We start from the raw sequence: 25,325 nt of genomic DNA, 5'->3' as shown, positions 1-25,325 counted from the left end.
GCTTCTTTTGGTGTGCCGGAGAAACCGGAAACAGGGAACCTTTACATTAAAAAAGTGAAAATTCCGTGAACGGATAGACATTTTTGGCTCAAAATGGTAAAGTTACTATGAAATAATAAACAGAGGAGAATCGGCATGTTAAAGACTTTAGGTGCACAAGTGAAGGAATTCAAAAAAGCGTCTGTCCTGACTCCGGTGTTCATGATACTGGAGGTGATCATGGAGACGGTGATTCCGCTTTTGATGGCTTCTATTATTGATGACGGTGTGGAAAAAGGAGACATTAGCCATATCTATGCGGTGGGGGGATGGATGGTAGCTGCGGCAGCAGTAGGGCTCTTTGCCGGGGTTATGGGCGGAAAATTCGGCGCAAGGGCGTCCACGGGGTTTGCAAGGAATCTGAGGGAAGCCATGTTTGAGAATATACAGACCTTCTCATTCGCCAATATTGATAAATTCAGTACGGCTGGGCTTGTAACCAGGCTTACAACTGACGTGACAAATATGCAGAACGCATACCAGATGATACTCAGAATGTGCATGAGGGCTCCCGCCAGCCTGATCTGTGCCATGGTCATGGCCTTTACGATAAATGTAAAGCTGGCCAGCATCTATCTGGCGGCAGTCATCTTGCTGGGGACGTGCCTGTTTTTTATCATGAATAATGCCACCAAGTATTTTCAGCAGGCGTTCCCCAAATACGATGATATGAACGCTTCTGTACAGGAAAATGTATCGGCCATCCGTGTGGTAAAAGCATATGTGAGAGAAGAGCATGAGATATCTAAATTCCACAGGGCCAGCGGCAATATTTACAAGATTTTTGTGAAGGCTGAGCGCAACCTGACTTATAACGCGCCTCTGATGCAGTTTACCGTATATGGCTGTATCCTTCTGATATGCTGGCTGGGAGCAAAGATGATCGTGGGCACGACTCTTACTACCGGGGAGCTGATGAGTCTTCTGGCTTATTGTATGAATATCCTCATGAGCCTTATGATGCTCTCCATGGTCTTTGTAATGATAACCATGAGTATTGCCAGCGCGCGCCGTATCACGGAGGTGCTTAATGAAAAAAGTGACCTGAAAAATCCTGAGGCTCCTCTTTATGAGGTGAAGGACGGAAGCATAGAATTCAGGCATGTGGACTTTGCATATAATAAGGAAAGTGAGAAACCTGTCCTTCAGGATATTACCCTGTCCATCAGGCCGGGTGAGACCATAGGGATCATCGGGGGGACAGGAAGCGCGAAGACGAGCCTGGTGAACCTGATCAGCCGCTTGTATGATGTCACTTCAGGACAGCTGCTTGTGGGCGGGAAAGACGTAAAGGAATACGATATGGAGACACTCAGAAATGAAGTCTCTGTGGTACTTCAGAAAAATGTACTGTTTTCAGGCACCATCCTGGAGAACCTCCGCTGGGGAAATAAGGAGGCCACAAAGGAAGAGTGCATGGAGGCCTGCCGCATGGCCTGCGCCGATGAATTCATAGAGAAGATGCCGGAGGGCTATGAGACACATATCACCCAGGGCGGAAGCAATGTGTCAGGAGGGCAGAAGCAGAGGCTGTGTATTGCCAGGGCGCTGCTGAAAAAGCCTAAGATACTTATACTGGATGACAGCACCAGCGCTGTGGATACAGCGACGGATTCGAAAATCCGCCGGGCGTTTAAAGAAGAAATACCCGATACCACAAAGCTGATCATTGCCCAGAGGATATCGAGCGTAGAAAATGCCGACAGAGTGATCGTGATGGAAGACGGAAGGATAGATGGTTTTGATACTCCGCAGAATCTCCTGGAGACCAATGCGATCTACAGAGAGGTATATGAATCACAGACAAAGGGCGGCGGAGATTTTGATGAGAAGGCAGGTGAAGAATAATGCCGGGACCGGGAAGAGTTATGGGACCGAAACCAAAGGTTAACAATCCCATGGGGTTACTGAAGCGTCTTATGAAATATGTGATGAAAAGCTACATGGTGCAGTGGATATTTGTGCTTATACTGATCTTTGTCAGTGTCCTGGCTAATGTACAGGGTACCATGTTTATGAAAAGGCTGATCGATGAATACATCACGCCGATGCTGACGTCTGGCCAGCCGGACTTTGGCCCTCTGGCGCTGGCGATCGGGAAGGTGGCGGTATTTTACCTTGCAGGCGTGGCTGCTACTTTTGCATATAACAGGATCATGGTATACGTGACCCAGGGCACTCTGCGCAGCCTGAGGGATGACCTGTTTGCCCATATGGAGATGCTTCCCATCAAATACTTTGATACAAATGCCCACGGAAATATCATGTCTGTTTATACAAATGATATTGATACACTGCGGCAGATGATCAGCCAGAGTATTCCTCAGATCGTAAACAGCGTCATCACTGTGGTCAGTGTATTTGTCAGTATGCTTATACTGAATATCCCCCTGACCTTTGTGACTCTGGCCATGGTGGGTATCATGCTTTTTTCCACCAAAAAGCTGGCGGGACAGAGCGGTAAATACTTCGTGAGCCAGCAGACAAACCTGGGGGCTGTCAACGGATATATTGAGGAGATGATGGACGGCCAGAAGGTAGTAAAGGTATTCTGTCATGAGGAGGAGACGCTGGAAAAATTCAAAGAGCTCAATGACAGGCTCTTCGAGAGCTCTGACAGAGCCAACTCATTTGCAAATATGCTGGGGCCTGTGAATACACAGCTGGGCAATATCAGCTATGTAGTCTGTGCCATAGTGGGAGGGATCCTGGCCCTGAGCGGTTTTGGCGGTTTTACCCTGGGCGGGCTTGCCAGCTTTCTGACCTTCAACAAAAGCTTCAACGGGCCTATCAACCAGGTCAGCCAGCAGTTAAATGCTATTGTCATGGCCCTGGCCGGCGCTGAGCGGGTGTTCAGGATGCTGGATGAAAAGCCGGAGGAGGATGACGGATATGTCACCCTTGTGAATGTGACTAATGAGGACGGAGCGATCCGGGAATCAGAAAAGAGGACAGGACAGTGGGCCTGGAAACATGTGCATCAGGCAGATAATTCTGTGGAATATGTAGAATTAAAGGGCGATGTGGAGTTTGAAGATGTGAATTTCGGGTACAGTGATGAGAAAATAGTGCTCCACGATGTAGATCTGTTTGCAAAACCGGGACAGAAGATTGCCTTTGTAGGATCTACAGGCGCAGGAAAGACAACGATAACAAACCTGATAAACAGATTCTATGATATCCAGGAAGGCAAGATCAGATATGACGGCATTAATATAGAAAAGATCAGGAAGAATGATCTGCGCCGGTCTTTAGGGATCGTGCTTCAGGATACCCACCTTTTCACAGGGACTGTAGCGGAGAACATCAGATTCGGGAAGCTGGACGCCACTGATGAGGAGGTGGAGGCTGCGGCCAGGCTGGCAAATGCAGACAGTTTCATACAGAGGCTGCCTCAGGGGTACGACACAGTACTGAAAGGGGACGGTGCAAATCTCAGCCAGGGCCAGAGACAGCTGCTGGCTATCGCAAGGGCAGCCATCGCAGATCCTCCTGTGCTTATACTGGATGAGGCCACCAGTTCCATTGATACAAGGACAGAGCGGATCGTCCAGGATGGAATGGATAAGCTGATGAAGGGCAGGACCACATTCGTCATTGCCCACAGACTGTCTACGGTCCGCAATTCTGACTGTATCATGGTCCTGGAGCAGGGGCATATCATTGAAAGAGGCACCCACGACCAGCTCATAGAAGAAAAAGGAAGGTACTACCAGCTCTACACAGGAAATGCCATATCAGCCTGAGAGACAGGCCGGAAAGTATATTACTTTCTGGCCTGCCCCGGTGATATTCCGTAGGTGGAACGGAAGTCCCTGCTTAAATGTGAGGAGTCGCCGAAGCCGGTGAGTTCGGCAATCTCACTTATGGGAAGGCTGGTGGTCTCCAGATAGTGCTTGGACCTCTCAAGACGGAGACACTTAATGTACTTTAAGGGCGGCATTCCGAAATGATGTTTAAAATAACGGATGAACGCCGTGGGGTGCATGTAGAGAAGGCGCGCCAGCTCTTCCACCTTTATTGGTTCATTTAAATGATTTTCTATATATTCCACGATGGAAGCCGGTTTAGTAGAATGCATGGAGAGCTCCTGCATGTGATTGTGGCCGGAACGCTCGAACAGGATACCGATAATTGAAAACAGGGCAGCCTGGTGGGCAAGCGCATTCCCGATGGAAGCTTCATTTTCAGAAACAGCATCTTCATATAAGAATAATGTCCTGAAAAAACCGCAAATCTCTGAGAAATCCTTCTCATCATTAAAATCCCAGACTGTGATATCATGGAAATGTTCAAACAAGTCATTTCCGTCCGACAAAGCTGTAAAATGCAGCCAGTATTTTACAAGATGCTGCTCCTCTGTCATGGCAAAAGAGTGGGTGAGGCCCTTGGGGATCAGCATGGCCTGGCGGGCTTTCAGATGGTAGGTCCTGCCCCCGGCAGTTATCTGGGCAGATCCCTCTAAGGGGAAATAGAGCTTATGCAGTGCAAGGGAGACATTGGAGCCTGCCCATGACGGGGGGCAGGCAGTATAATTTCCGCCGTAAACTTTAATTTTCAGGTTTGATATATATTCAGATAGGACCATTAGTTTTCCTCATTTTGTAACTGTTCAGTACCTTCACAGTTACATGCAAAAATCCATTTTAAATCGCCTCCGGCGATGGGATTTTTGCACCCTTGAATCATTTTTTTACGGTCTGTGCAGTAAATGCACAGACCTGCTGAATAGTTACCTCTTTTTTTAATATTTATTGTCAGTTTCCATTATAAAGGTTTTTAGGGAAAAGTAAAGGGAATAAGTGCGGGGCCATGGGCTAGGAATCAGAAAATAACTGCTAGTTTTGTACATTGCAAAAGCCCCTTTTTTTATTATAATGAAAGTATGAAAAATGAAAATTTATTCCGTCTGCGGACGGGAGGATGCTCAGATAAGGAGGATGAAATGGATTTAAGGAAATGGTTTAAAGAGGCGCAGTATGGGATGATGGTGCACTGGGGGCTGTATTCGCTCCTGGCAGGAGAGTGGAAGGATAAGAGGAGCGGCTGCTATAGCGAATGGATCCAGGCACACTGCGATATCCCAAATGCGGAATATGCCAAATTGGCAAATGCTTTCAACCCTGTATTTTTCAATGCGGATGAATGGGTGAAATTTGCAAAGGACTGCGGAATGAAATATTTCGTGGTTACTACAAAGCACCATGACGGGTTTGCCATGTTCCGCACCAAGGTGGATAAATACAATATTGTGGATGCAACTCCATTTGGAAGGGATTTTGTGGGAGAGATCGGTGAAGCCTGCTATAAGCACGGCCTGAAAATGGGTCTCTATTATTCACAGGACCTGGACTGGCATGAAGAGCATGGCGGCGGCTACAAATCAGGCCATATACCCTGCCAGGGGACAGCATGGTGCAACAACTGGGATTTCCCCAATGACGATAAGAAGGATTTTAATATCTGCTTTAACAACAAGATCTATCCCCAGGTGGAAGAACTGCTGAGGAATTATGGGGACCTCTGCCTTATCTGGTTCGACATGCCAATGACCCTGGAGGAAGCTCAGAGCCGTAAGCTCTATGAAGCTATCAAGAAATACCAGCCGGAATGCCTGATCAATTCAAGGCTGGGGAACGGCGTATATGACTATGTGTCTTTAGGGGACAATGAGATTCCGGATTCTATGCCTGAAAACGTAGAACTGGATCCGGAAGCAATGAACGGGATCGAAGGATTCAAGCCATCCCCCTACGGACTGTATGAGACAGCAGCCACTATAAATAACAGCTGGGGATACTGCGCATGGGACCAGAACTGGAAGAGTGCAGAGCAGATCGCAGCCAACAAGAAGAAATTAAACGGAATGGGGATCAATTATCTGTTAAATGTAGGTCCGGACGGCCTGGGGCGCATCCCACTGGCATCCAGAGAGATCCTTAAAAAGGTAGCTGAGACATTCTAACTAATAAGAGAAGAGAGGTAGAAACATGGTACAGTTAAGTCCAAGACAGGTACATCTTGATTTTCACACATCTCCGGCCATTGACGGCATCGGGGAAGAGTTCAGCAGGGAGAATTTCCAGGCAGCATTAAAGGAAGGAAATCTCTCAAGCATCACAGTATTTGCAAAATGCCACCATGGCCAGTGCTACTATCCTACAAAAGTAGGGACTATGCATCCGGGGCTGAAATTTGACCTGCTGGGCGAGATGGTGGATGCGGCTCATGAGATAGGTGTGAAGGCGCCGATCTACATAACGGCAGGCTGGTCTGCCATGGATGCCGAGAACCATCCTGAATGGTGTGGCAGAAAGAAGGACGGCAGCATATCTGCGTCAAATTATGATTTTTCATGCGGGCCTGATGATCCCAAGCCGGCATGCTCCTGGATAGATCTCTGCCTCAACGACGGCAGCTATGCCCGCCATATCTATGATATCACACAGGAGGTCTGCGACAGGTATGAGCATGTGGACGGACTTTTCTATGATATCTGCTTTATCAGAGAGGCATGCTACTGTGACGAGTGTGTTGCGGGCATGAAAGAAATGGGGCTTGATCCTTCCAATGAAGAGGACGCAAAGAAATATTATGTAATAAAGCATCAGGACTTTATGAGAAAGTGCGGGGAGATCCTTCACAAAAAGCATCCGGAAGCTTCTATTTTCTTTAACAGCGGCGGAGCTGAGCCTAATATGCCGGAATATCATGACGGTTCCACTCATTTTGAGATGGAAGACCTTCCCACATCCTGGGGCGGATATGACAAGATGCCGTTCAGGGCAAAATTCTTTGAGCGCACAGGAAAGAGCTACCTGGGCATGACAGGTAAATTCCATACCGACTGGGGTGAATTCGGAGGATTTAAGCCGGGAGAGGCATTAAAGTTCGAGGTTGCATCCATGATGACCTACGGGGCCAGATGCTCTATCGGTGACCAGATGCATCCAAGCGGAAAGATGGATATGGAGACATACCGCAATATAGGATATGCCTACAACTATGCCCAGAAGATAGAGGAGTACAGCCTCCACGGCAGACCTACAGCTAAGCTTGGCATCTATCTGTCAAAGAATGATACAAGCAATGAGGGCACGGCAAAGATGCTCCTGGAGAGCCAGATTGATTTTGATATTGTATATCAGGACCACTTTGAGGAATTTGATACGGTGATACTCCCGGATTATGTGGAATTATCAGATGGGGCTGTGGAAAAACTCCAGGAATTTTTAAAGGCTGGTGGAAAACTTTTATTTACAGGGGAGAGCCTTGTAAAGGACGGAAAATTCCAGATCGATGCAGGGATCCGCTATGAAGGAAACTACGGATATGAAAAGGATTACCTCCTCATCGGTGACGAACTGGGAGAAGGCACGGTAAGATCCCCGTTCCTGGCATACAGCCCTGCGGTAAAGGTAGAGGTGGAAGAAGGGGACGTACTGGCAAATGTGATGCTGCCTTACTTCGGACGTACATATGGGAAATACTGCAGCCACAAGAACACACCGTACAATCCTGCTGATTATGACCACGCGGCAGCTGTGCAGAACGGTAACATCATGTATCTGGCTCACAAGATGGGCGAGATCTATAAGGGATATGGCTCTGTATACCACCGCAGGTACTTTATAAACGCACTCAGAAGGCTTTACGGAGCACAGGCATTTGAAGTGAAGATGCCGAGCGCAGGCCGTGCAGCCATGAGATACCAGGCAGAAGAAGGGCGCTACTGCTTAAGCCTTCTGTACGCATCTCCCATAACAAGGGGAGCAGTGGAAGTTATAGAGGATATGCCGCCTCTGTACAATGTTCCTGTAAAGATCCATGTTCCTGAGAAAATCACACGTGTGGTGACAGCAGTGTCAGGGGAAGAGATTCCGTTTACTAGAGACAATGGAACAGTGGAATTCTGTGTGCCATATGTACAGTGCCACCAGATGGTCGTACTTGAGACAGAGCAGGCTTAAAACGCTGTTCATGGCGGTCAGAAAGCCTGAGATTCATCTATCAGATTGATAAATTCCTGCATGGCCCTGGTGACATATCTGCTGCGTTTGCGGTAAAAGCAGACCTGGCGCATGATCTCAGGGTCATCCAGCTTGTAGTAGATCACATCCGGGTGGGGCAGAACGCACCGGATAAGGGTATCACTTATAAAAGAGATACCCATGCCTGAGCAGGTGACATTGTAGGCAGTCATGAGCTGGTCCAGATAAAGGATCACTTTGGGGCGGAAACCGTGCTTGGCACAGAGGGCCATACCGCGTTCTCCAGTATCATTTTCAGATTTTAAAAATATAAAAGGCTCATCCCTGAAGCTGTCCAGGGGGACGGGCGAAAACTTATTTTCCAGATAGGCGCCGGATTGTACACATTCTGCGCTTATCTGGTATTTTTTTAGGGACTGGTTGATTTCCAGGCATTTTGGGACAGCCAGGATCATGTATTCCCTGTTATAGAGGTGTCCTGCAAAGATGGAATCGTCAAAGGTATAATTGTCTATGATAAGGTCCAGACCTCCCAAAAGGAGCTGCTGCTCCAGCTGGCCTGTGCTCTCCTCAAGAAGGCTGACATGGATCCTGGGGTAGCGTCTTGTAAATTCAGTGATCAGGGGAGGGAGCACATAAGAGGAGAAGAGATTGCTGCCGCCCAGGGAAAGAGAGCCAGTCTCCAGCTGGTTCAGATCCGATACATAGCGCTCAAAGTCATTCTCTATATTCAGGATCTGTTCTACGGCCTTTATGTACTTTTCACCGCAGTCTGTCAGCCGGATGGGGTTGCAGCTCCTGTCAAATAAAGGGGAGCCGATCTCCTCCTCCACACGCTTCACCGTGGCGCTTAAAGCCGGCTGTGAAATGTAGAGGTTTTTGGCTGCTTTGGAGAAGCTTTTTTCATTATAGACTTCATAGACGTACTTCATGGAAGAAAACATATTGCTCATATTTGCCCTCGCTTTCATGTTCGTGCTCCGCACGATAAGGTATAACATACAGGTTATATAATATATAGAATTTTTTGTATTTGCTTATATTGTAAGACTCTTATATAATGATGTCAACATAAAACATGTCAATAAGGAACCGGGGGTCCGGAAAACAAAAGTAAAAGAGGAGATAAGGTATAATGGAAAAGTTATTGAAGGATGGAATGGAATACCGTACAGAGAATGATTCAATCGGGAAAAAGAGAGTTCCGGAAGATGTATACTACGGTGTACAGTCTTTGAGGGCAGCTGAAAATTTCAGGATCACAGGTCTTTCCATGCATCCGGAGATCATTAACAGTCTTGCACACATCAAAAAAGCTGCGGCCATTACAAACTGTGAGGTAGGCATTCTGGATAAGAAGATTGCAGACGCTATTGTAAAGGCGTGTGATGAGATACTTGCAGGCAAGCTGCATGAATACTTTATCGTAGACCCTATCCAGGGCGGAGCCGGTACATCCCTGAACATGAACGCCAATGAGGTTATCGCAAACCGCGCCATCGAGATCCTGGGCGGCAAAAAAGGTGATTATTCTATTGTTAACCCGAATGACCATGTAAACTGCGGACAGTCCACAAATGACGTGATCCCCACAGCAGGCAAGATGACCTCCTGGAAGCTGATCGAGCATGCCCAGAAGCAGCTGCGCCGCCTCTACACAGCTCTTTGTGATAAAGCCCAGGAGTTTGACCATATCATCAAAATGGGACGTACACAGATGCAGGATGCAGTTCCCATCCGTCTGGGACAGGAATTCAAGGCTTACTCAGTAGCCATCCAGAGGGATATTAACCGTATGGACAAAGCCATGGATGAGATGCTCACCTTAAATATGGGCGGAACAGCCATCGGAACAGGGTTAAACGCTGATGAGCAGTATTTGAGAAGGATCGTGCCAAACCTGGCACAGATTACAGGAATCGGATTTATCCAGGCATATGACCTTATTGACTCTACACAGAACCTTGATCCATTTGTTGCAGTGTCAGGAGCTGTTAAGGCATGTGCAGTGACCCTCTCCAAGATATCAAATGACCTCCGCCTTATGTCCTCAGGCCCCAGGGCAGGATTCGGTGAGATCAACCTTCCTGCTAAGCAGAACGGATCATCCATCATGCCGGGCAAGGTGAATCCTGTTATTCCTGAGGTGGTAAACCAGGTGGCCTTTAATATCATCGGAAACGATATGACAATTACAATGGCTGCAGAGGCCGGACAGCTTGAGCTGAATGCTTTCGAGCCTATCATCTTCTACTGTCTCTTCCAGTCCATCGATACACTGGGCTATGCAGTTGAGACCTTTGTAGACAACTGTATCACAGGAATCACAGCAAATGAAGACCGCTGCCGTGAGCTGGTAGAGAACAGCGTGGGAACAATCACAGCCATCTGCCCGCATGTAGGCTATGAAAAAGCAGCAGCCGTGGCAAAAGCGGCAATTAAGTCCGGGGCGTCTGTCAGAAGTCTGGTTCTCAAGGAAGGCCTCCTCGGGGAAGAAGACCTGGAAAAGATCTTAGAGCCAACTAACATGACAGAGCCTGGAATCTCAGGAAAAGACCTGATTTTAAAGGGCAATAAATAAGCAGAGCGGCTGACTACATATAACAATATATAATGAAAGAATATGACAAAAGGTCCGGAATATTTTTCCGGGCCTTTTGCTGTTATTTTAATAAACTCCGGTATTCTTTCGGATTCTGACCTGTGAAGTCTTTAAATATACGGCTGAAATAGTGCTGGTCGGTAAATCCCAGCATCTCACTGATCTCTTTTATTGAAAATACGGAATCTGACAATAATTCACAGGCATCATGGATGCGCAGCTCATTGATCAGCTTTAGGGGAGACTGGCCTTTCTGCTTTTTAAAGACCCGGGTTAAATAGGAATGATTAAAGTGATAGTTTTTAGCAAGCTCTGCTATATTAATGGACTCTTTATAGTGGAGTCTGATGTAGGAGTCCATTTCCTCTATGGCTGTTTCAATCTCACTTGGAACAGATTTGTTCAATTTTATCCAGTATACAAATTCCTGAATGATCCTTTCAGCTCCATCGGACAGGGTGGGCTGTGTCTCAAGGCTAAAATAAACTGCAGACTGCATCTGTTCATAATCAAGGTCGGAAAAGTACAGGCACTGCTGCAAAATTGTAAACAACTGCATCAGCATCTTTTCAATCCACTGCTGAGGATATCTGTTTTCTTCCCACTCCTGAAACATAGGCTTTAATGCCTTCATAAAACCGGCCGTATTGCTTGTATGGATTAAAGAATAAAAATAGCTGATAGAGGCAGCAGGAAATACAGCGGGGGGGAGGACAGCTGATGGCCCCGGTTTTGGCAGCAGTGACGAGGAACCAATGATTAATGAGGAAAACAGCAGTTTGCGCAATGATACCCATTCACTGTGCAGGTGTGAAAAGCTTACCTGGGACTGGCCGCAGGCCAGGGTCACATTAGGTCCTGAGAGCAGCTGGATAAGAGACTTCTGGATAAAAAGTCCAACATCCTGGGGAGAGGAGTTGAGGTCCCCGGTAAGGATTAATTTTATATTGTCAAACTGCTGGGGGAATACCCAGAAATCAGAGATATCAAATGGGGCGGATGCAAAAAGGGCCTCCCAGGGAAGACAGCTGAAACTGTCTGCCTGATTTTGATCCGGTAAAGCTGACTGCTGGCAATGAGTATGGAGATTGCCGAAACAGACAAGAAAACAAGTAAATTTACGTTCTGCAATCTCCCGGATAAAGGGCAGGTCTGAAGGAGGAAGCTGATTATTATTCAGCTGGCCGTATAGAAGGGAATAAAGCTTATGATCCCTTTTCTTCCTGATCTCAGCCCCCAGGGAGTTCAGCAGTGCTGCTAGCGCATCAAGCTTAAGGGGTTTTAGCAGATAATCATATACCCTGTACTGCAGGGCTGTGCGGGCATAATCAAAATCATCATAGCCGCTTATGATGACAACATAAATATCAGGGTAATCGTTATAAACAGTTTTTGCCAGTTCAAGACCATCCATAACAGGCATGCGGATATCCGTAAAGATAACATCAGGATGGATTTTTTTAATAAGTGCAAGCGCTTCTTTTCCATTAAAGGCATCTCCCGAAACCTGAAAATCGGAAGAGGCAGCTGCAATCTTCTTCTTTATGTTGTTCAGTAAAAGGATCTCGTCTTCTACCACAAGAACCTTGACCGGGTCATACTTCATGATATGTACCTCCATTGTTTGTTTCCGCGGGCAGCGGCCCGCCTATGGTAACGCGCGCACCACCTTCAGGGGGATTCTCAAGTTTGAAAACCATCTGGTCTTTATAAAGCAGATGCAGCCGGATATAGAGGTTCATCAGTCCCAGGCCATTTATATTTAAGTCAGAAATAGGGTTATCCGCTTTGAGCCCGGCACTTTTTTGATAAAATTCATCCAGATATTCCGGGGAAAAACCAGAACCTGTATCCTGCACCTGGATCATCCAGAAAGAATTTTGTATATATCCGCTTATAGTTATCACCCAGGGCGGGTCAACCTCCAGACCGTATTTCACGCAATTTTCCACAAGAGGCTGTACGATCAGTTTTGGGACCTGCAGGGACATCAGAGAAGAATCAATATCCAGATGGAACTGGATCCTTTCTTCATATTTTATTTTTATCAGATTAATATACGAGACGGTATGCTCAATTTCCTGCTCCAGCTTTACATTTCGGGCAGAACCGGAAGAAATATAGCGCAGCAGTAAAGAGAGATCGTCACATACCTGGCTGATTTTAGCATCATCCCCCTCCTCGGCCAGGATACTGATAGAAGCCAGAGTATTATAGAGAAAATGGGGATTCATCTGGGACTGCAGCGCCAGCATCTGTGCATCCACGGCCATGGTATGGGCGGAGACCACATCCTTCAGCGATTTCTGAAGGTTTGATTTCATCTGTCCGAATGAACAATAAAGGGAAGTTAATTCACGGAAACTGTTTTTGTATTCAGGCAGTTCGAATGTATCCAGATTATCAAGGGTCAGAGTGCGCGCGTATTGCTCCAGTTTCTGAAGAGGGGCAGACACGCTGGTGGCTATTTGATTTGTTATAAATAAAGTCAGCAGTAAGACTACAAGGGTAACTACTATAATCAAGGTACGGAACTGGTAGAAAGAAAAGAACAGATCCTCTTCAGACTCCGCTACAAAAACAGTCCATTTTGTAAAATCAGAAGTCTTGTGAGTGAAAAGGACAGGCTTATTTTCCAGTGTCCTGGCAGTGCTGGGCATATCTGTATAAGATTCCGGGTGGGTAAGTACATCTGCGATATATGTCTTTGTCTGTTCGGGGATCGTTTCTCCATAAGGATATATGAGCTCCTGCGCCTGGTTATATACAAAGATTTTTTTCTTTTCTTTTTCATTGTGGATGGCATCTTCTATCCTCTGGCAGATATATGGATACTGCAGCTGTAATTCCAGGATAGCAGTTTCCCTGGTGGGATTTTCAGGAGAAAAGGCCCGGCAGAGAGAAATCATTGCCTCATCAGTGGTATTTAATTCAGGAAAATGAGCGGGCAGTATGACTTTTTTGCCGTAGGCATCCAATACCTGCTGACCCCAGGGAACCACATCCAGAGGGCTTTCTGTGCGCTTCTCAAATGAAGATGTCATGCCCACATGTACATATCTCCCTGAAACATCGAACATATTTAGTTCCATATGATTAAAGGACAGCCTTATAATTTCAAATAATGTATCAGAAAAGGCCATCCTGCCGTAATATGCACCTGCAGTATCGGAATAGATATCTTTTACAAACAAAGCCTGAAGCTGGTTAGAACTGACGATTCGTTTTGAAAGCTGGTCCAGCTGGTCCAGCTCTGTGTCCAATAGGGTACATATATTATCACAGTCTGCAAGAAGCTCTCCTGTAGCATTTGCCCTTAGTGTATTTCCCCAGATAAAATATAAGAAAACCATAAATATGATTATGATTGATAATATTAGTGCCGCATAACGCCACAATAGCTTAAAATGCAGAGACTTCATCATGACACCTCTTTTATAATTTCGTACATAAACATAATGTACTTTCTTTGAATTATAGGCGATAATTACAGAAGATACAAGGAGGCAATCAGATTAAGCACAAAAAATGCACAATGTAAAGTCGATTTTGTTTAAAGATATCTGTGAAAAAATCGGTATAATGAAGATATCAAATAAAACTCAATGCGGAGGAGGAACAGGTATGAGAAATAAGAAAGCAGCCGGTATCATGGCAGCGGCTATGGCATTGTCCATGGTTACAGTACTTTTTAACTGTGAGGAGGTACATGCAGAAGGAGGAAAAACAATCACAATCGCAGCAGGCACAGGATGGGTTAAAGACATAGATAAAGAGCTGGCTGCAAAATATGAGGAGGAGTCGGGCAATAAGATTGAATGGCAGATAAGCCCGGATGACCAGTATGAGAATGTCCTGGGATCAAAGCTTGCAGTTGGGGAGGGAGCAGATATATTCTATACAAGGTCCGGGACCACGATCAATAAATACCAGCCGGAAAAATACATGATGGATCTCTCAGAGCAGGAGTGGGTGAGCCGTTATGTGGACTGGGCAAAGGAAGGCACCTCTTATGACGGCAAAACGATGCAGTTCCAGACATGGAGTGTAGACGGCTGGGGGATACTTTACAACAAAGCAATGTTTGAAGAGGCAGGAATTACGGAGGTTCCAGACAGCTATGAAAGCTTTAAAGCTGCATGTGACAAGATACTTGCTATAGGAAAGACGCCAATTTATGATCCTGGCGCTACCCAGTGGCATTTAGGGGTCTGGCTGGGTGAGCTGACAACGCAGATAGAAAGTGATAATGCGGGATTTTACGCAGGACTTAATGACAACAGCCAGGTATTTGCAGGACAGGAAGGACTGGCAAAGGCTTTGGACCAGCTGGCTGAAATGGAAGAAGCGGGATACTTTGGTGATGACTTTATGTCTAATACCTGGGAAGATGCAGTAGCTAAAATGGCATCTCAGGATTATGCAATGTGTGTGACATACACTACATTCCCGGCAGAAGTGGAAGCGGTTAATCCGGAGCTTACACAGGATTCATGGGGAATGTTCCCTATACCTTTAAATGACAATAAGGTTTTCGGTACATCTGCGGGAGGTATCGGCCGTTGTGTAAACAAAGATACAGAGGTATCAGACGCAGTGTATGACTACTTTGAATTCTTATCAAGACCGGAAAATTTAACAGCATATTATGATGCGCGCCTGGATCTGGGTCCGTGTTCGTTTACAGACATTCCGGGAAATGTGCCCGCAGTCTATGAAGATGTTGTGGGCAATGCGACAGGAACAGGACTTGCAGCTGAAGATGGAATCCTGTACTGGGATAACACTCAGGTTGGAAATCTGATACAGGCAATGTTCGTAGGCGGTTCAAGTGCAGAAGATGTACTGCAGGGTATTGATGACATCAGACAGCCTAGCTTTGGGGAATAGACATCCGGAGATCACGGAATGGGGAATGGCTGAAAAAGCCATTCCCCATATTAGTTACCGTCCGCTCTGCGGCCGGCAGCATGTCTATATTTTTCAACATCAGGAGGAGTGTAATGTATAAGAAAAAATTTTATGGGATGAGGTTTATAGTTCCGGCCCTGATATTGTATACGGTACTATACATCATACCGACTATAGCGGGCATGGTAATTTCATTTACTGACTGGAATGTCACAAGACCCGGGATCCATTTTGTAGGCCTCCAGAATTACGCCAATATATTTATGTCAAAAGGAGGGCCATATCTGGCAAGCCTGAAGCATACAGCGGAATTTACTGTGGTGACAGTAATCCTGAAGACTCTGCTGGGATTAGGCCTGGCCCTGCTGCTGAATAAAGGGCTGAGAAGCAGAAATGTATTCAGGATGATTTTCTTTCTTCCATATGCGCTTGCGCCGCTGATCATTGGTATATCCTTTGTATCAGTGTTAAAACCGGACGGCCCTTTAAATACAATACTCAGATCAGTGGGGCTGGAAGCTCTTGTACATTCATGGCTGGCGGAAAAGGGTACTGCGCTGGGTTCAGCTATGGCTGTTGAGGTATGGAGGATGGCAGGGTGGAATATGATGATCCTTCTGGCCGGTCTTCAGATGATACCGGATGAATACTATGAGGCTTCATCTATAGATGGGGCAGGACCGTGGAAACAGTTCTGGAAGATTACACTTCCGTTTCTGCGGGCGCCTCTGACGACTGTCATTGTGTTAAACACCATACACGGACTTAGGGTATTCGACATTATCTATTCCCTGACAGGAGGAGGCCCGGGAGGATTGACGGAAGTGATCAATACACAGGTATTTAAAGAATTCGGTTTAGGACGTTATGGTATGGCAAATGCGCTGAATGTTATTATTTTTCTGGTTACAGTAGTGATTGCGCTGGGGATGCAGAAGGCGCTGCGCGGAAAGGAAGATAATGGATAAAATAAAAACAATAAAAAAGCTGAAATTATTGATACGATTTTTATTTACTGCGGCATGCAGCTGCCTGATACTTCTGCCGATCTATTTTATCGTCATAAATTCGCTTAAAACAGTAGAGGAATCACGGTATTTGAGCTTCAGCCTGCCTGCCTCATTTCAATGGAGCAATTATATAGAAGTAATAAAGGCGGGATCTCTCATCCGTGCTTTTGGAAACAGCATGCTCATGGCTGGAGGATCCGTCATTATATGTATAGTGACAGGTTCCATGGCCTCCTATGCACTTAGCAGAAGAAAGACGAAGCTGAACAATTTTCTTTACGTTTACTTCTTTCTCGGGCTGATCGCGCCGGTAAATTATGTCACGACCCTTTTTACATTGAAATTCCTGCATTTACAAAATACATACCCTGGAATTATTCTGGAATTTGGCACACTGGGTATTCCTTTCCTGGTATTTTTATATTATGGATTTTATGAAGGCATTCCCAGGGAACTTGATGAAGCTGCCGTCATTGACGGGTGCAGTCCGTTCCAGCTGTTTTTTAAGGTGATCTTTCCCCTTTTGAAGCCGGCCACGATCACGGGCTTTGTACTGAACTTTCTGGGAGCCTGGAATGATTTTGTGACGCCGCTGTATTTACTGAGTGACAATAAAAAATTGGGGATGACTAATTCAATCTACAATTTCTTTGGAGAGCATTTTAATGATTGGAATATGATATTTGCAGATATTATTTTAACAATAGCACCAATACTGATAATTTATCTGTGCGGGCAGAAGTATATTGTCAGCGGTACTGCGGGGGCGGTTAAGGGCTAGTATAACTTCCGGTAAATAAATTAATAAGGCATTCTTAAAATTAATCAGCAGACGAAAGGAAGAAGCATATGGTCACAGAAAATGAAAAGAGATATCTGAGAGAATTAGCTAAGCAGCAGAGGGAACTGGCCAATAAACCAGTCATGAAAGAGAGAGAACGCCTGTGGTATCTCCACAATTCATTACAGGGGGAGCGGCCAATGGTAGTGATGGAGGAAGAGACTTTTCTTGAAGAAATCCTGCCTCCCCTGCAGTGTGTGAGCGGGGACGGCAAATGGATGGAGAAGCAGATACTAAAAACCATATTGCCGGAGCAGTTATTTCAGGATGATAAAGTAGTGGATGATGTATTTAAAGTGGATGTCCAGGCAGAGATGAGATTGTTCGGTGTTCCGGCAAAAAAGATATTTGCTTCTGACGGCCTTGGCTTTCATATTGAACCGGTTCTGGAGACACTGGAAGAAGATATGGGTATACTGAAAGATTCGGCATTTTTCTATGATGAAGAAGAAACCATGAGAAGAAGGGATACAGCAGAAGAAGTCTTTGGAGATATCCTTCAGGTGAGATTATATAATTCAGTTAACCACTGGGGGTTTGCACTGACAGAAAAAATAGTGACCCTTATGGGAATGGAAAATATGTATGTTGCCATGAAGACTGAGGAGGATGATTTTCATACTCTGATGTCAAGGCTGGTGGCAGAAATGGTCAGGTTTCTGAGATGGGAGGAAGAGAAAGGGATCCTGTTCCTGAATAATGGAAATGATTATATGGGCAGCGGGAGCTACTGCTTTTCCAGGGAACTTCCGGGGGAGGATTTCCAGGGAAAGGTTCTGGCAAAGCATTTGTGGGGACATATAAACAGCCAGGAGAGCATAGGGATATCTCCGGATATGTACCACGAGTTTATTGCACCTTACTTCAGCAGGATGGCGGAAGAATTCGGGCTTTTATATTATGGATGCTGTGAACCCATACATTTATATTGGGACCGTGATATTTCCAGATATCCGAATCTGCGGAAGGCTTCAATCTCACCATGGTGTAATGAAGAGATCATGGCAGAGCGCCTGAGCGGGGGGAATGTCATATATTCCAGAAAACCTTCTCCCAATTACCTGGGTATCAAAAAAGAATTTGATGAGGAAGCCTTCAGGAAATATATACGGCACACAGCTGATCTGACAAAAGAATGCAAAACAGAGTATATCTTCAGGGATATCTACCGTTTAAACGGAAATCTGGAAAAGCTGAAAAGAGCTGTACAGATCGTGCATGAGGAGGCTTAGGAGAATCGTACAGCTAAGTTAAATGGAAATAAGTTGATGCAAATTTGATAAATCCCCATTATAATTGTGGAAGATGGGAGGTTTATCATATGGAAAATACGATTTTAATTGTTGATGATGAGATAGATATCGTAACTATGCTGCAGGATTATTTTGAGCTGAGCGGATACAGGGTGCTCACAGCCCTGAGCGGCAGGGAGGCTATGGAAAAGGCTGAGAAAAGCCCTGACCTGATCCTGCTGGATATTAATATGCCTGATATGGACGGACTTGAGGTATGCAGGAAGATCAGGGATTTTGTGGCATGTCCGATCATATTCCTGACAGCCAGGATAGAGGAAGAAGACAAGATCAAGGGACTGAAAAGTGGTGGTGACGATTATGTAGTTAAGCCTTTCAGCATAGATGAGCTGGGGGCCAGGGTAGAAGCTCACCTGCGCAGGGAGCAGCGTCATCTGGGGGCATCCCAGGTGAAATTTGACAATGATTTCGTGATAGATTATTCGGGGAGATGTGTCTATTACAAAGGCCGGGATCTCGGGTTTGTGAAAAAAGAATTTGATATTATTGAGTTTCTCTCCCAGAACAGGGGACAGATCTTTGATAAAGAGAGGATATATGACAGGATATGGGGATTGGAGGGCCAGGGTGACAGCAGTGTGATCGCGGAACATGTGCGCCGTATCAGGGCAAAAATGGCTGATGCGGGCTGCCGCTCCTATATTGAAACAGTATGGGGGGTAGGTTATAAATGGGCAAAATAAAGAATATGTCTTTAAAGGGTGCATTTATGATGTACATGCTGGTGTTCATAGTTCTGGGGCTGACGGTGGCAGTGTGCCTCAATACTATGTTCAGCAATGCAGAGGCGGACAGGGCCCTGAGCTATGTCACTGACCGCTATCAGGAGATTGAATACTGGAATTCCAGGGGGATCTATACTTCAGAGGGGGTATATTTTGTTTTTTCAGATGAGGACAGCCATTTTATCAGGGTCTGTTCCATACTGGCGGGACTGAGCCTTCCGCTTCCGTTTATAGCGGGCATAATCATGGCGGGACTGCTGTTTTACCGCAATAAGCTTAAAGAGCCCATAGAGATGCTGATCAGTGCGGCAGGGAAGATCAGCAAGAATGACCTTGATTTTCATATTTATTATCCCAGAAGGAATGAGATGGGACAGCTCTGTGCTTCTTTTGAACTGATGCGCCACTCACTGGAGGTAAGCAACAGGGAGAACTGGAGGGCTATGGAGGAGCGCAGAAGGCTTAATGCGGCATTTTCACATGACCTGAGGACGCCTCTCACTGTGCTGAGGGGGTATGTGGATATGCTGGGAAAATATCTGCCCGACGGCAGAGTTTCTAAAGAAAAGATGATAAAAGTGGTACAGACCATGGGGGAGCATATACAGAGACTGGAAAACTATGTGTCAGGAATGAGCACTATGCAGAAGCTGGAGGATATCAGCTTTGAGCCGCAGCTTGTTGAGGGCGAAAAGGTGGAAGCCGAGCTGAAGGCAGCTTCAGAGATCCTGTGCCGGGAGAAGGAGCTGAAGCTTCAATATACTGAGCGCATAGCCAGAAAGATGCTCAGGCTGGACGAGAGGATGGTGCAGCAGGTGCTGGAGAACCTTATGGCAAATGCTGTCAGGTATGGGAAAGAAGAGATTAAGCTGACCCTTTATGCAGAGAAAGTGTATTTTACAATGATTGTTGAAGATGACGGGGAGGGATTTTCAAGCAAGGCCATAGAGAATGCCACTTCTCCATTTTATAAGGAAAAAGAAAATGTCTACGACGCACACTTTGGGCTGGGACTGAATATATGTAAAGTGCTGTGTGAAAAACACGGAGGTTTTCTGGAGATTTCCAACGGCGAAAATGGGGGCGGGCGTGTCAGGGCAGATTTCAGGATGGATCTGTAGAGAAAATTACAAAAAGTTTACAAAAAAATCAAGATCAGTTGATAAAATATTGATTATTACTATTTATAATCCGCATAAGGCATAGAGGACTGGTATGCATTCACGTCTGTTTGCCTTTTGCGGGTTTTGTCTGGTAAGGAGAACGCCGCACTGTTCCTGCAGTATGAACCTGCAGGGGAACTGAAGTTTATTTTACCCCGTATGAGGAGGGGCTTTCCAGGGATATGGAAAACGGAGGGGAGTTTAAAGATGCGTACACTGGAAATAGTCAACATTTTTATTGCAGTATTTTTTGTGGCAGCTTATGCATATCAGGTGATCTATCTGATAGTGGGACTTGTGAAGAAGCCGGAGGTGCCCAAGGAAACGGTCATGAACAGGATAGCAGTCCTGATCTGCGCCAGAAATGAGGAGGCTGTGATAGGGCAGCTGCTGGCAAGTGTCCGCCAGCAGACATATGCAGGGCAGTATGTAGATATTTTTGTGGCGGCGGATAACTGCACAGATGATACTGCCGGGACGGCCCGACAGGCAGGGGCAATTGTCTATGAACGCTTTAACAGGGAAAGGGTGGGCAAGGGTTATGCCCTGGAATTCCTGCTGGATAAGATGGAAGGCGACGGGAAGATATATGATGCCTATCTTGTTCTGGATGCTGATAATCTGTTAGATGAACATTACATAGAAGAAATGAATAAAATGCTCTGCGCAGGGCATCGTATTATTACAAGCTACAGGAATTCCAAGAATTTTGGAAGCAATTGGATATCAGCGGGTTATTCTCTGTGGTTTTTAAGAGAATCCAGGTATCTGAACCAGGCCAGGATGACACTGGGGACCAGCTGTGCCGTATCGGGCACAGGCTTTATGGTGCACCGGAGTATAATAGAGAAGAATCATGGATGGAAGCATTTTCTCCTGACAGAGGATATAGAGTTCACTGTGGACAGTATCCTGCAGGGGGAGAAGGTGGCTTACTGTAAAGATGCTATCCTCTATGATGAGCAGCCTGTTACTTTTTCACAGTCCTGGTGCCAGCGTATGAGATGGGCCAAGGGAAACCTGCAGGTATTCGAAAAATACGGCAGGTCACTGGGCCGGACTCTGGGCAGAGAACACAGCTTTGCCTGTTTTGACATGCTGATGACCATCATGCCTGCCGTGATACTGACATTTCTGTGCTGTCTGTTAAATGGCGCTGCTGTAATTGTGTCAGCAGCCTATAAGCCTGTATACCTGGAGCGTATAATGGCAGAGGCAGGATTTGCCCTGTTCAATGTATATATAACTCTGTTTATGATGGGATTTATCACGGTCCTGAGCGAGTGGAAGCGGATCCAGGCTTCCGGATTTAAAAAGATTCTGTACAGCTTTACTTTTCCTGTTTTTATGCTGACTTATATCCCTGTCACAGCTTCAGCGCTGTTTAAGAAGGTAGAATGGAAGCCCATACGCCACGATATATCCAAATCACTGGAAGAGGTGAGGATGCGGTCCTGACAGTGTGAAGATACTGAACAGTTATGAATATTTTTAGTTGCGGATTCTGCACTTTGGTGAGATAATAGGTTGCAGAAAGGCGGGAGAGAGATGGCTGATACAAAAGAGAAAATGCCGCTTGTGAGACAGATATTTACCATTCCAAATATGATGGGGTATTTCCGCATTATACTGATACCATTTATTGTCTGGAGGTATCTGACTGCGGAAACAATTGTGGATTACAGGGTGGCAGCACTGATCATTGGAGTATCCGGGATCACGGATTTTCTGGACGGTTTCATTGCAAGGAAGCTGAACATGGTGACAGAGCTGGGGAAGGCGCTGGACCCCATTGCCGATAAGCTGACTCAGGGAGCAATTGTACTATCCCTTTCTTTCAGGTTTAAATGGATGATACCTCTTGTAGTGCTCTTTGTGATAAAAGAAGGTTTTATGGGCATTATGGGTATTATTTTCCTCAAAAAGGGAATGATGCTGGATGGGGCTAAATGGTTTGGCAAGGTATGTACGGCAGTCCTGTATGTTGTCATGTTCATACTGATACTGTTCCCGGAGATACCGATAGCGGCTGCAAACAGCATGATCATTGTCTGTATTGCACTGATGCTGCTTTCATTTGGCATGTATATTCCGGTTTTTTATAAAATGTGGAAAGAAGTACATTGACAAAATCAAAAAAATGGTATATATTATTTACAGTAATAATTACTATTATTAAAACAAATCCAGAAAGGAGATTTTTTATATGAAAAAATATGTTTGTGATGTATGTGGCTATGTGTATGATCCCGAGGCAGGAGATCCGGAAAACGGAATCGAGCCGGGAACAGCATTTGAGGATATCCCTGATGACTGGCTGTGTCCTCTCTGCCAGGTAGGAAAAGACCAGTTTTCAGTAGACGAGTAAGATTAAAAATTAATAGAAGTGAAAATGATATCTGCCAATTTTTTAATTGGCAGATATTTTGGGATATATACAAATAATTATACCTTATCGTGCGAAGCACGCCCATCCGAAGGATTAAGTTATGGGATGCACGGAGGTGTATGCTTTCAGGAGGAAAAGAAGATGGACCGTTTGGAAATTAAAAAAGGGATTTATTTTGTTGGAGCTGTGGACTGGGATGTGAGGAGCTTCCACGGATATTCTACGAACAGGGGAGCTACTTATAATGCTTACCTGATCGTTGATGAAAAAATAGCGCTTATTGATACTGTAAAAGCGCCGTTTGCTGAGGAGCTTCTGCGCCGTGTGAGGGAAATCGTAGATCCTGCAAAGGTGGATTACCTTGTGTCAAATCATGTGGAGATGGATCACTCTGGAGCTATTCCCCAGGTGATGGAGGCGATGCCAAATGCAGTGATCGTAACCTCTGCTCCCAGCGGTCTGAAAGGCCTGAAGGCCCATTACGGCGACAAGTACCAGTATATGGGTGTCAAAGCAGGGGACAGCTTAAAGCTGGGCAGCCGCAGCTTAAACTTTGTGGCAACGCCTATGCTGCACTGGCCGGACAACATGGTGACATATTGCCCTGAAGAAAAACTCCTTTTTTCCAATGATGCTTTCGGTCAGCATTTTTCTTCTAACCTGCATTTTGATGACCAGGTGGATCTGGCTGTGGTACTGCAGGAGGCTAAAAAGTATTACGCAAATATATTGATGCCGTATGGTGTACAGACCCAGAAGGCACTGCAGATCGTAAAGGGACTGGAGCTGGATATGATAGCTCCCAGCCATGGGGTCATCTGGAGAAGCCATATCCAGGATATCATGGCAGCTTATGATGAGTTCAGCAATGGGGAGACTAATGAGGAGGCTGTGGTTGTATATGATTCCATGTGGCATTCTACGGAAAAGATGGCAAGGGCCATACTGGAAGGCTTCACCAGGGCCGGAGTTTCAGCAAAGCTGTTTGACCTGAAAGTCAATCATATCTCTGATATTATGACAGATGTGCTAAAGGCCAAATATATTGCCGTGGGATCGCCCACACTCAATAACAATATGATGCCGACAGTAGCCTCATTTCTCTGCTACATGAAAGGCCTTGCACCTAAGAAGAGGAAATTTTTAGCTTTTGGCTCCTATGGCTGGGGAGGCCAGAGCATCCCGCAGATCAGAGAGAGCCTGCAGGGGATGGGGTTTGAAGAGATTATGGAACCGGTTAAGTTAACATATATCCCTACAGAAGAGCAGCTTCTTTATATAGAAGAAAAAATTGCTGAAAATATGGGTTGAAATGTTTGAGTAAGTCCGGTACAATGATATGATAGCTGTAAGCAGAAACAAATCGGTAAGAAATCTGTGAGTATTGAGATCGAGGAAGGTTAATAATGAAAAAAATAGCGATTGTAACGGACAGTAACAGCGGCATCACTCAGGAACAGGCCGGAGAGCTGGGAGTATTTGTACTCCCTATGCCGTTTTTTATTAACGGTGAGATGTTTCTGGAAGGCATTACGCTGACCCAGGAAGATTTTTATGCAAGGCTTGAGGAAGATGCTGATATTTCAACTTCACAGCCTGCGCCGGCAGATGTGATGGAACTGTGGGACAGAGTGCTGGAAGAATATGAGGCTGTCGTTCATATACCCATGTCAAGCGGTCTGAGTGCGTCCTGCGCTACTGCCATGAGTCTGTCCAGAGATTATGACGGAAAAGTCCAGGTGGTGGACAACCAGCGTATTTCTGTAACTCAGAAGCAGTCTGTCATGGATGCCATGGAACTTGTGAGGCAGGGCAGGACAGCGGAGGAGATCAAAACTATTCTTGAGAAGGAGAAAAAGGAATCCAGCATTTATCTCACTCTTGAGACACTGAAATACCTGAAGAAGGGCGGCAGGATCACTCCGGCTGCTGCTGCGATAGGGACGATCATTAATCTGAAGCCGGTACTTCAGATCCAGGGCGACAAGCTGGATGCATTTTCAAAGGTCAGAGGCAAGGCCAAGGCTAAGCGGATCATTCTGGATGCGATTAAAAATGACCTGGATACACGCTTTAGAGAATATAAGGAAAAAGGACAGATGTGCCTTGCTGCCGCATATGGCGGAAATATGGAGGAGGCACAGGAATGGCTTGCTGAAGTTAAGGAGACATTTCCGGATATGGAAGTGACAATGGATCCAATATCTCTGAGTGTAGCCTGTCATATTGGGAGTGGCATCATAGCGCTTACATGTTCTAAGAAGATAGTGTGATAAGTGTCCGCAGGCAAGGCTGACACAGACAAATACAAAAGGCAGAAGCACCGGGATATCCTTCCTGT

General features: G+C 45.7%; 20 protein-coding genes. 16 read left to right on the top strand and 4 right to left on the bottom strand.

The window, feature by feature from the left end:
• Positions 1 to 135: 135 nt before the first annotated feature.
• Together NSB28_RS09090 and NSB28_RS09085 are read left to right on the top strand one after the other, a co-directional pair.
• Positions 136 to 1,887, top strand: a complete 1,752-nt coding sequence (locus NSB28_RS09090) for an ABC transporter ATP-binding protein (protein WP_109626597.1) — start codon at positions 136 to 138, stop codon at positions 1,885 to 1,887.
• A complete protein-coding gene (locus NSB28_RS09085) occupies positions 1,887 to 3,785 on the top strand; it encodes an ABC transporter ATP-binding protein (RefSeq protein WP_109626596.1) in 1,899 nt (632 codons plus the stop codon). The genes NSB28_RS09090 and NSB28_RS09085 overlap by 1 nt, the downstream gene beginning before the upstream one ends.
• A gap of 20 nt (positions 3,786 to 3,805) precedes the next feature.
• Here NSB28_RS09085 and NSB28_RS09080 read toward each other — a convergent pair whose 3' ends face one another.
• Entirely contained in the window at positions 3,806 to 4,627 is an 822-nt protein-coding gene (locus tag NSB28_RS09080; RefSeq protein ID WP_109626595.1) for an AraC family transcriptional regulator, read from the bottom strand.
• A gap of 357 nt (positions 4,628 to 4,984) precedes the next feature.
• On the opposite strand from NSB28_RS09080, the gene NSB28_RS09075 reads away from it, so the two are divergent.
• On the top strand, positions 4,985 to 6,004 hold the full coding sequence (locus NSB28_RS09075; RefSeq protein ID WP_109626594.1) for an alpha-L-fucosidase: 1,020 nt from the start codon (positions 4,985 to 4,987) through the stop codon (positions 6,002 to 6,004).
• A gap of 25 nt (positions 6,005 to 6,029) precedes the next feature.
• A complete protein-coding gene (locus NSB28_RS09070; protein ID WP_109626593.1) occupies positions 6,030 to 8,009 on the top strand; it encodes an alpha-amylase family protein in 1,980 nt (659 codons plus the stop codon).
• A 17-nt stretch (positions 8,010 to 8,026) separates the two neighbouring features.
• Here the strand turns inward: NSB28_RS09070 and NSB28_RS09065 are convergent, their stop codons facing one another.
• Positions 8,027 to 9,001: a LysR family transcriptional regulator gene (locus NSB28_RS09065; protein WP_330665360.1), complete on the bottom strand. Its 975-nt coding sequence runs from the start codon at positions 8,999 to 9,001 to the stop codon at positions 8,027 to 8,029.
• Positions 9,002 to 9,165: 164 nt separating this feature from the next.
• Here NSB28_RS09065 and NSB28_RS09060 point away from each other — a divergent pair, with 164 nt between their 5' ends.
• Positions 9,166 to 10,611: an aspartate ammonia-lyase gene (locus NSB28_RS09060; RefSeq protein WP_109626592.1), complete on the top strand. Its 1,446-nt coding sequence runs from the start codon at positions 9,166 to 9,168 to the stop codon at positions 10,609 to 10,611.
• Between the two features lie 82 nt (positions 10,612 to 10,693).
• Here NSB28_RS09060 and NSB28_RS09055 read toward each other — a convergent pair whose 3' ends face one another.
• Both NSB28_RS09055 and NSB28_RS09050 read right to left on the bottom strand, forming a co-directional pair.
• The gene (locus NSB28_RS09055; protein WP_257497638.1) at positions 10,694 to 12,238 is read right to left on the bottom strand and encodes a response regulator transcription factor; all 1,545 of its coding nucleotides are present in this window, start codon (positions 12,236 to 12,238) and stop codon (positions 10,694 to 10,696) included.
• Positions 12,228 to 14,057 (bottom strand): sensor histidine kinase, encoded by a 1,830-nt coding sequence (locus NSB28_RS09050; RefSeq protein WP_109626590.1) that lies wholly within the window; start codon positions 14,055 to 14,057, stop codon positions 12,228 to 12,230. Before NSB28_RS09050 ends, NSB28_RS09055 begins: the two co-directional genes overlap by 11 nt.
• A 199-nt stretch (positions 14,058 to 14,256) precedes the next feature.
• On the opposite strand from NSB28_RS09050, the gene NSB28_RS09045 reads away from it, so the two are divergent.
• The 11 genes from NSB28_RS09045 (at position 14,257) to NSB28_RS08995 (ending at position 25,257) form a co-directional block, all read left to right on the top strand.
• Positions 14,257 to 15,522 (top strand): ABC transporter substrate-binding protein, encoded by a 1,266-nt coding sequence (locus tag NSB28_RS09045; RefSeq protein WP_187374319.1) that lies wholly within the window; start codon positions 14,257 to 14,259, stop codon positions 15,520 to 15,522.
• 113 nt (positions 15,523 to 15,635) lie between these two features.
• On the top strand, positions 15,636 to 16,511 hold the full coding sequence (locus NSB28_RS09040; protein ID WP_109626588.1) for a carbohydrate ABC transporter permease: 876 nt from the start codon (positions 15,636 to 15,638) through the stop codon (positions 16,509 to 16,511).
• Positions 16,504 to 17,334 carry a carbohydrate ABC transporter permease gene (locus NSB28_RS09035; RefSeq protein ID WP_109626587.1) on the top strand — a complete coding sequence of 277 codons (831 nt, stop codon included), beginning with the start codon at positions 16,504 to 16,506 and terminating at the stop codon, positions 17,332 to 17,334. The genes NSB28_RS09040 and NSB28_RS09035 overlap by 8 nt, the downstream gene beginning before the upstream one ends.
• 68 nt (positions 17,335 to 17,402) lie before the next feature.
• Complete coding sequence (locus NSB28_RS09030) at positions 17,403 to 18,626, top strand: hypothetical protein (RefSeq protein WP_109626586.1); 1,224 nt, start codon at positions 17,403 to 17,405, stop codon at positions 18,624 to 18,626.
• Between the two features lie 89 nt (positions 18,627 to 18,715).
• Positions 18,716 to 19,390, top strand: coding sequence for a response regulator transcription factor (locus NSB28_RS09025; protein ID WP_109626585.1), 675 nt, complete (start codon positions 18,716 to 18,718; stop codon positions 19,388 to 19,390).
• Positions 19,378 to 20,553 (top strand): HAMP domain-containing sensor histidine kinase, encoded by a 1,176-nt coding sequence (locus NSB28_RS09020; RefSeq protein ID WP_109626584.1) that lies wholly within the window; start codon positions 19,378 to 19,380, stop codon positions 20,551 to 20,553. Before NSB28_RS09025 ends, NSB28_RS09020 begins: the two co-directional genes overlap by 13 nt.
• A 249-nt stretch (positions 20,554 to 20,802) precedes the next feature.
• The gene (locus NSB28_RS09015; protein ID WP_109626583.1) at positions 20,803 to 22,053 is read left to right on the top strand and encodes a glycosyltransferase family 2 protein; all 1,251 of its coding nucleotides are present in this window, start codon (positions 20,803 to 20,805) and stop codon (positions 22,051 to 22,053) included.
• A gap of 90 nt (positions 22,054 to 22,143) precedes the next feature.
• Entirely contained in the window at positions 22,144 to 22,722 is a 579-nt protein-coding gene (locus tag NSB28_RS09010) for a CDP-alcohol phosphatidyltransferase family protein (protein ID WP_243134910.1), read from the top strand.
• Positions 22,723 to 22,801: 79 nt separating this feature from the next.
• Entirely contained in the window at positions 22,802 to 22,963 is a 162-nt protein-coding gene (gene rd, locus NSB28_RS09005; RefSeq protein WP_109626582.1) for a rubredoxin, read from the top strand.
• 162 nt (positions 22,964 to 23,125) lie between these two features.
• Positions 23,126 to 24,295 (top strand): FprA family A-type flavoprotein, encoded by a 1,170-nt coding sequence (locus NSB28_RS09000; protein WP_109626581.1) that lies wholly within the window; start codon positions 23,126 to 23,128, stop codon positions 24,293 to 24,295.
• Positions 24,296 to 24,390: 95 nt separating this feature from the next.
• Positions 24,391 to 25,257, top strand: coding sequence for a DegV family protein (locus NSB28_RS08995; protein WP_109626580.1), 867 nt, complete (start codon positions 24,391 to 24,393; stop codon positions 25,255 to 25,257).
• The last annotated feature ends 68 nt before the right edge of the window (positions 25,258 to 25,325 follow it).

Origin of the sequence: Murimonas intestini (assembly GCF_024622195.1) — a bacterium.
GTDB lineage: Bacteria > Bacillota > Clostridia > Lachnospirales > Lachnospiraceae > Murimonas > Murimonas intestini.
Note: the sequence above shows the minus strand (reverse complement) of the source record. Positions and strands in the feature narration are given on the sequence as shown.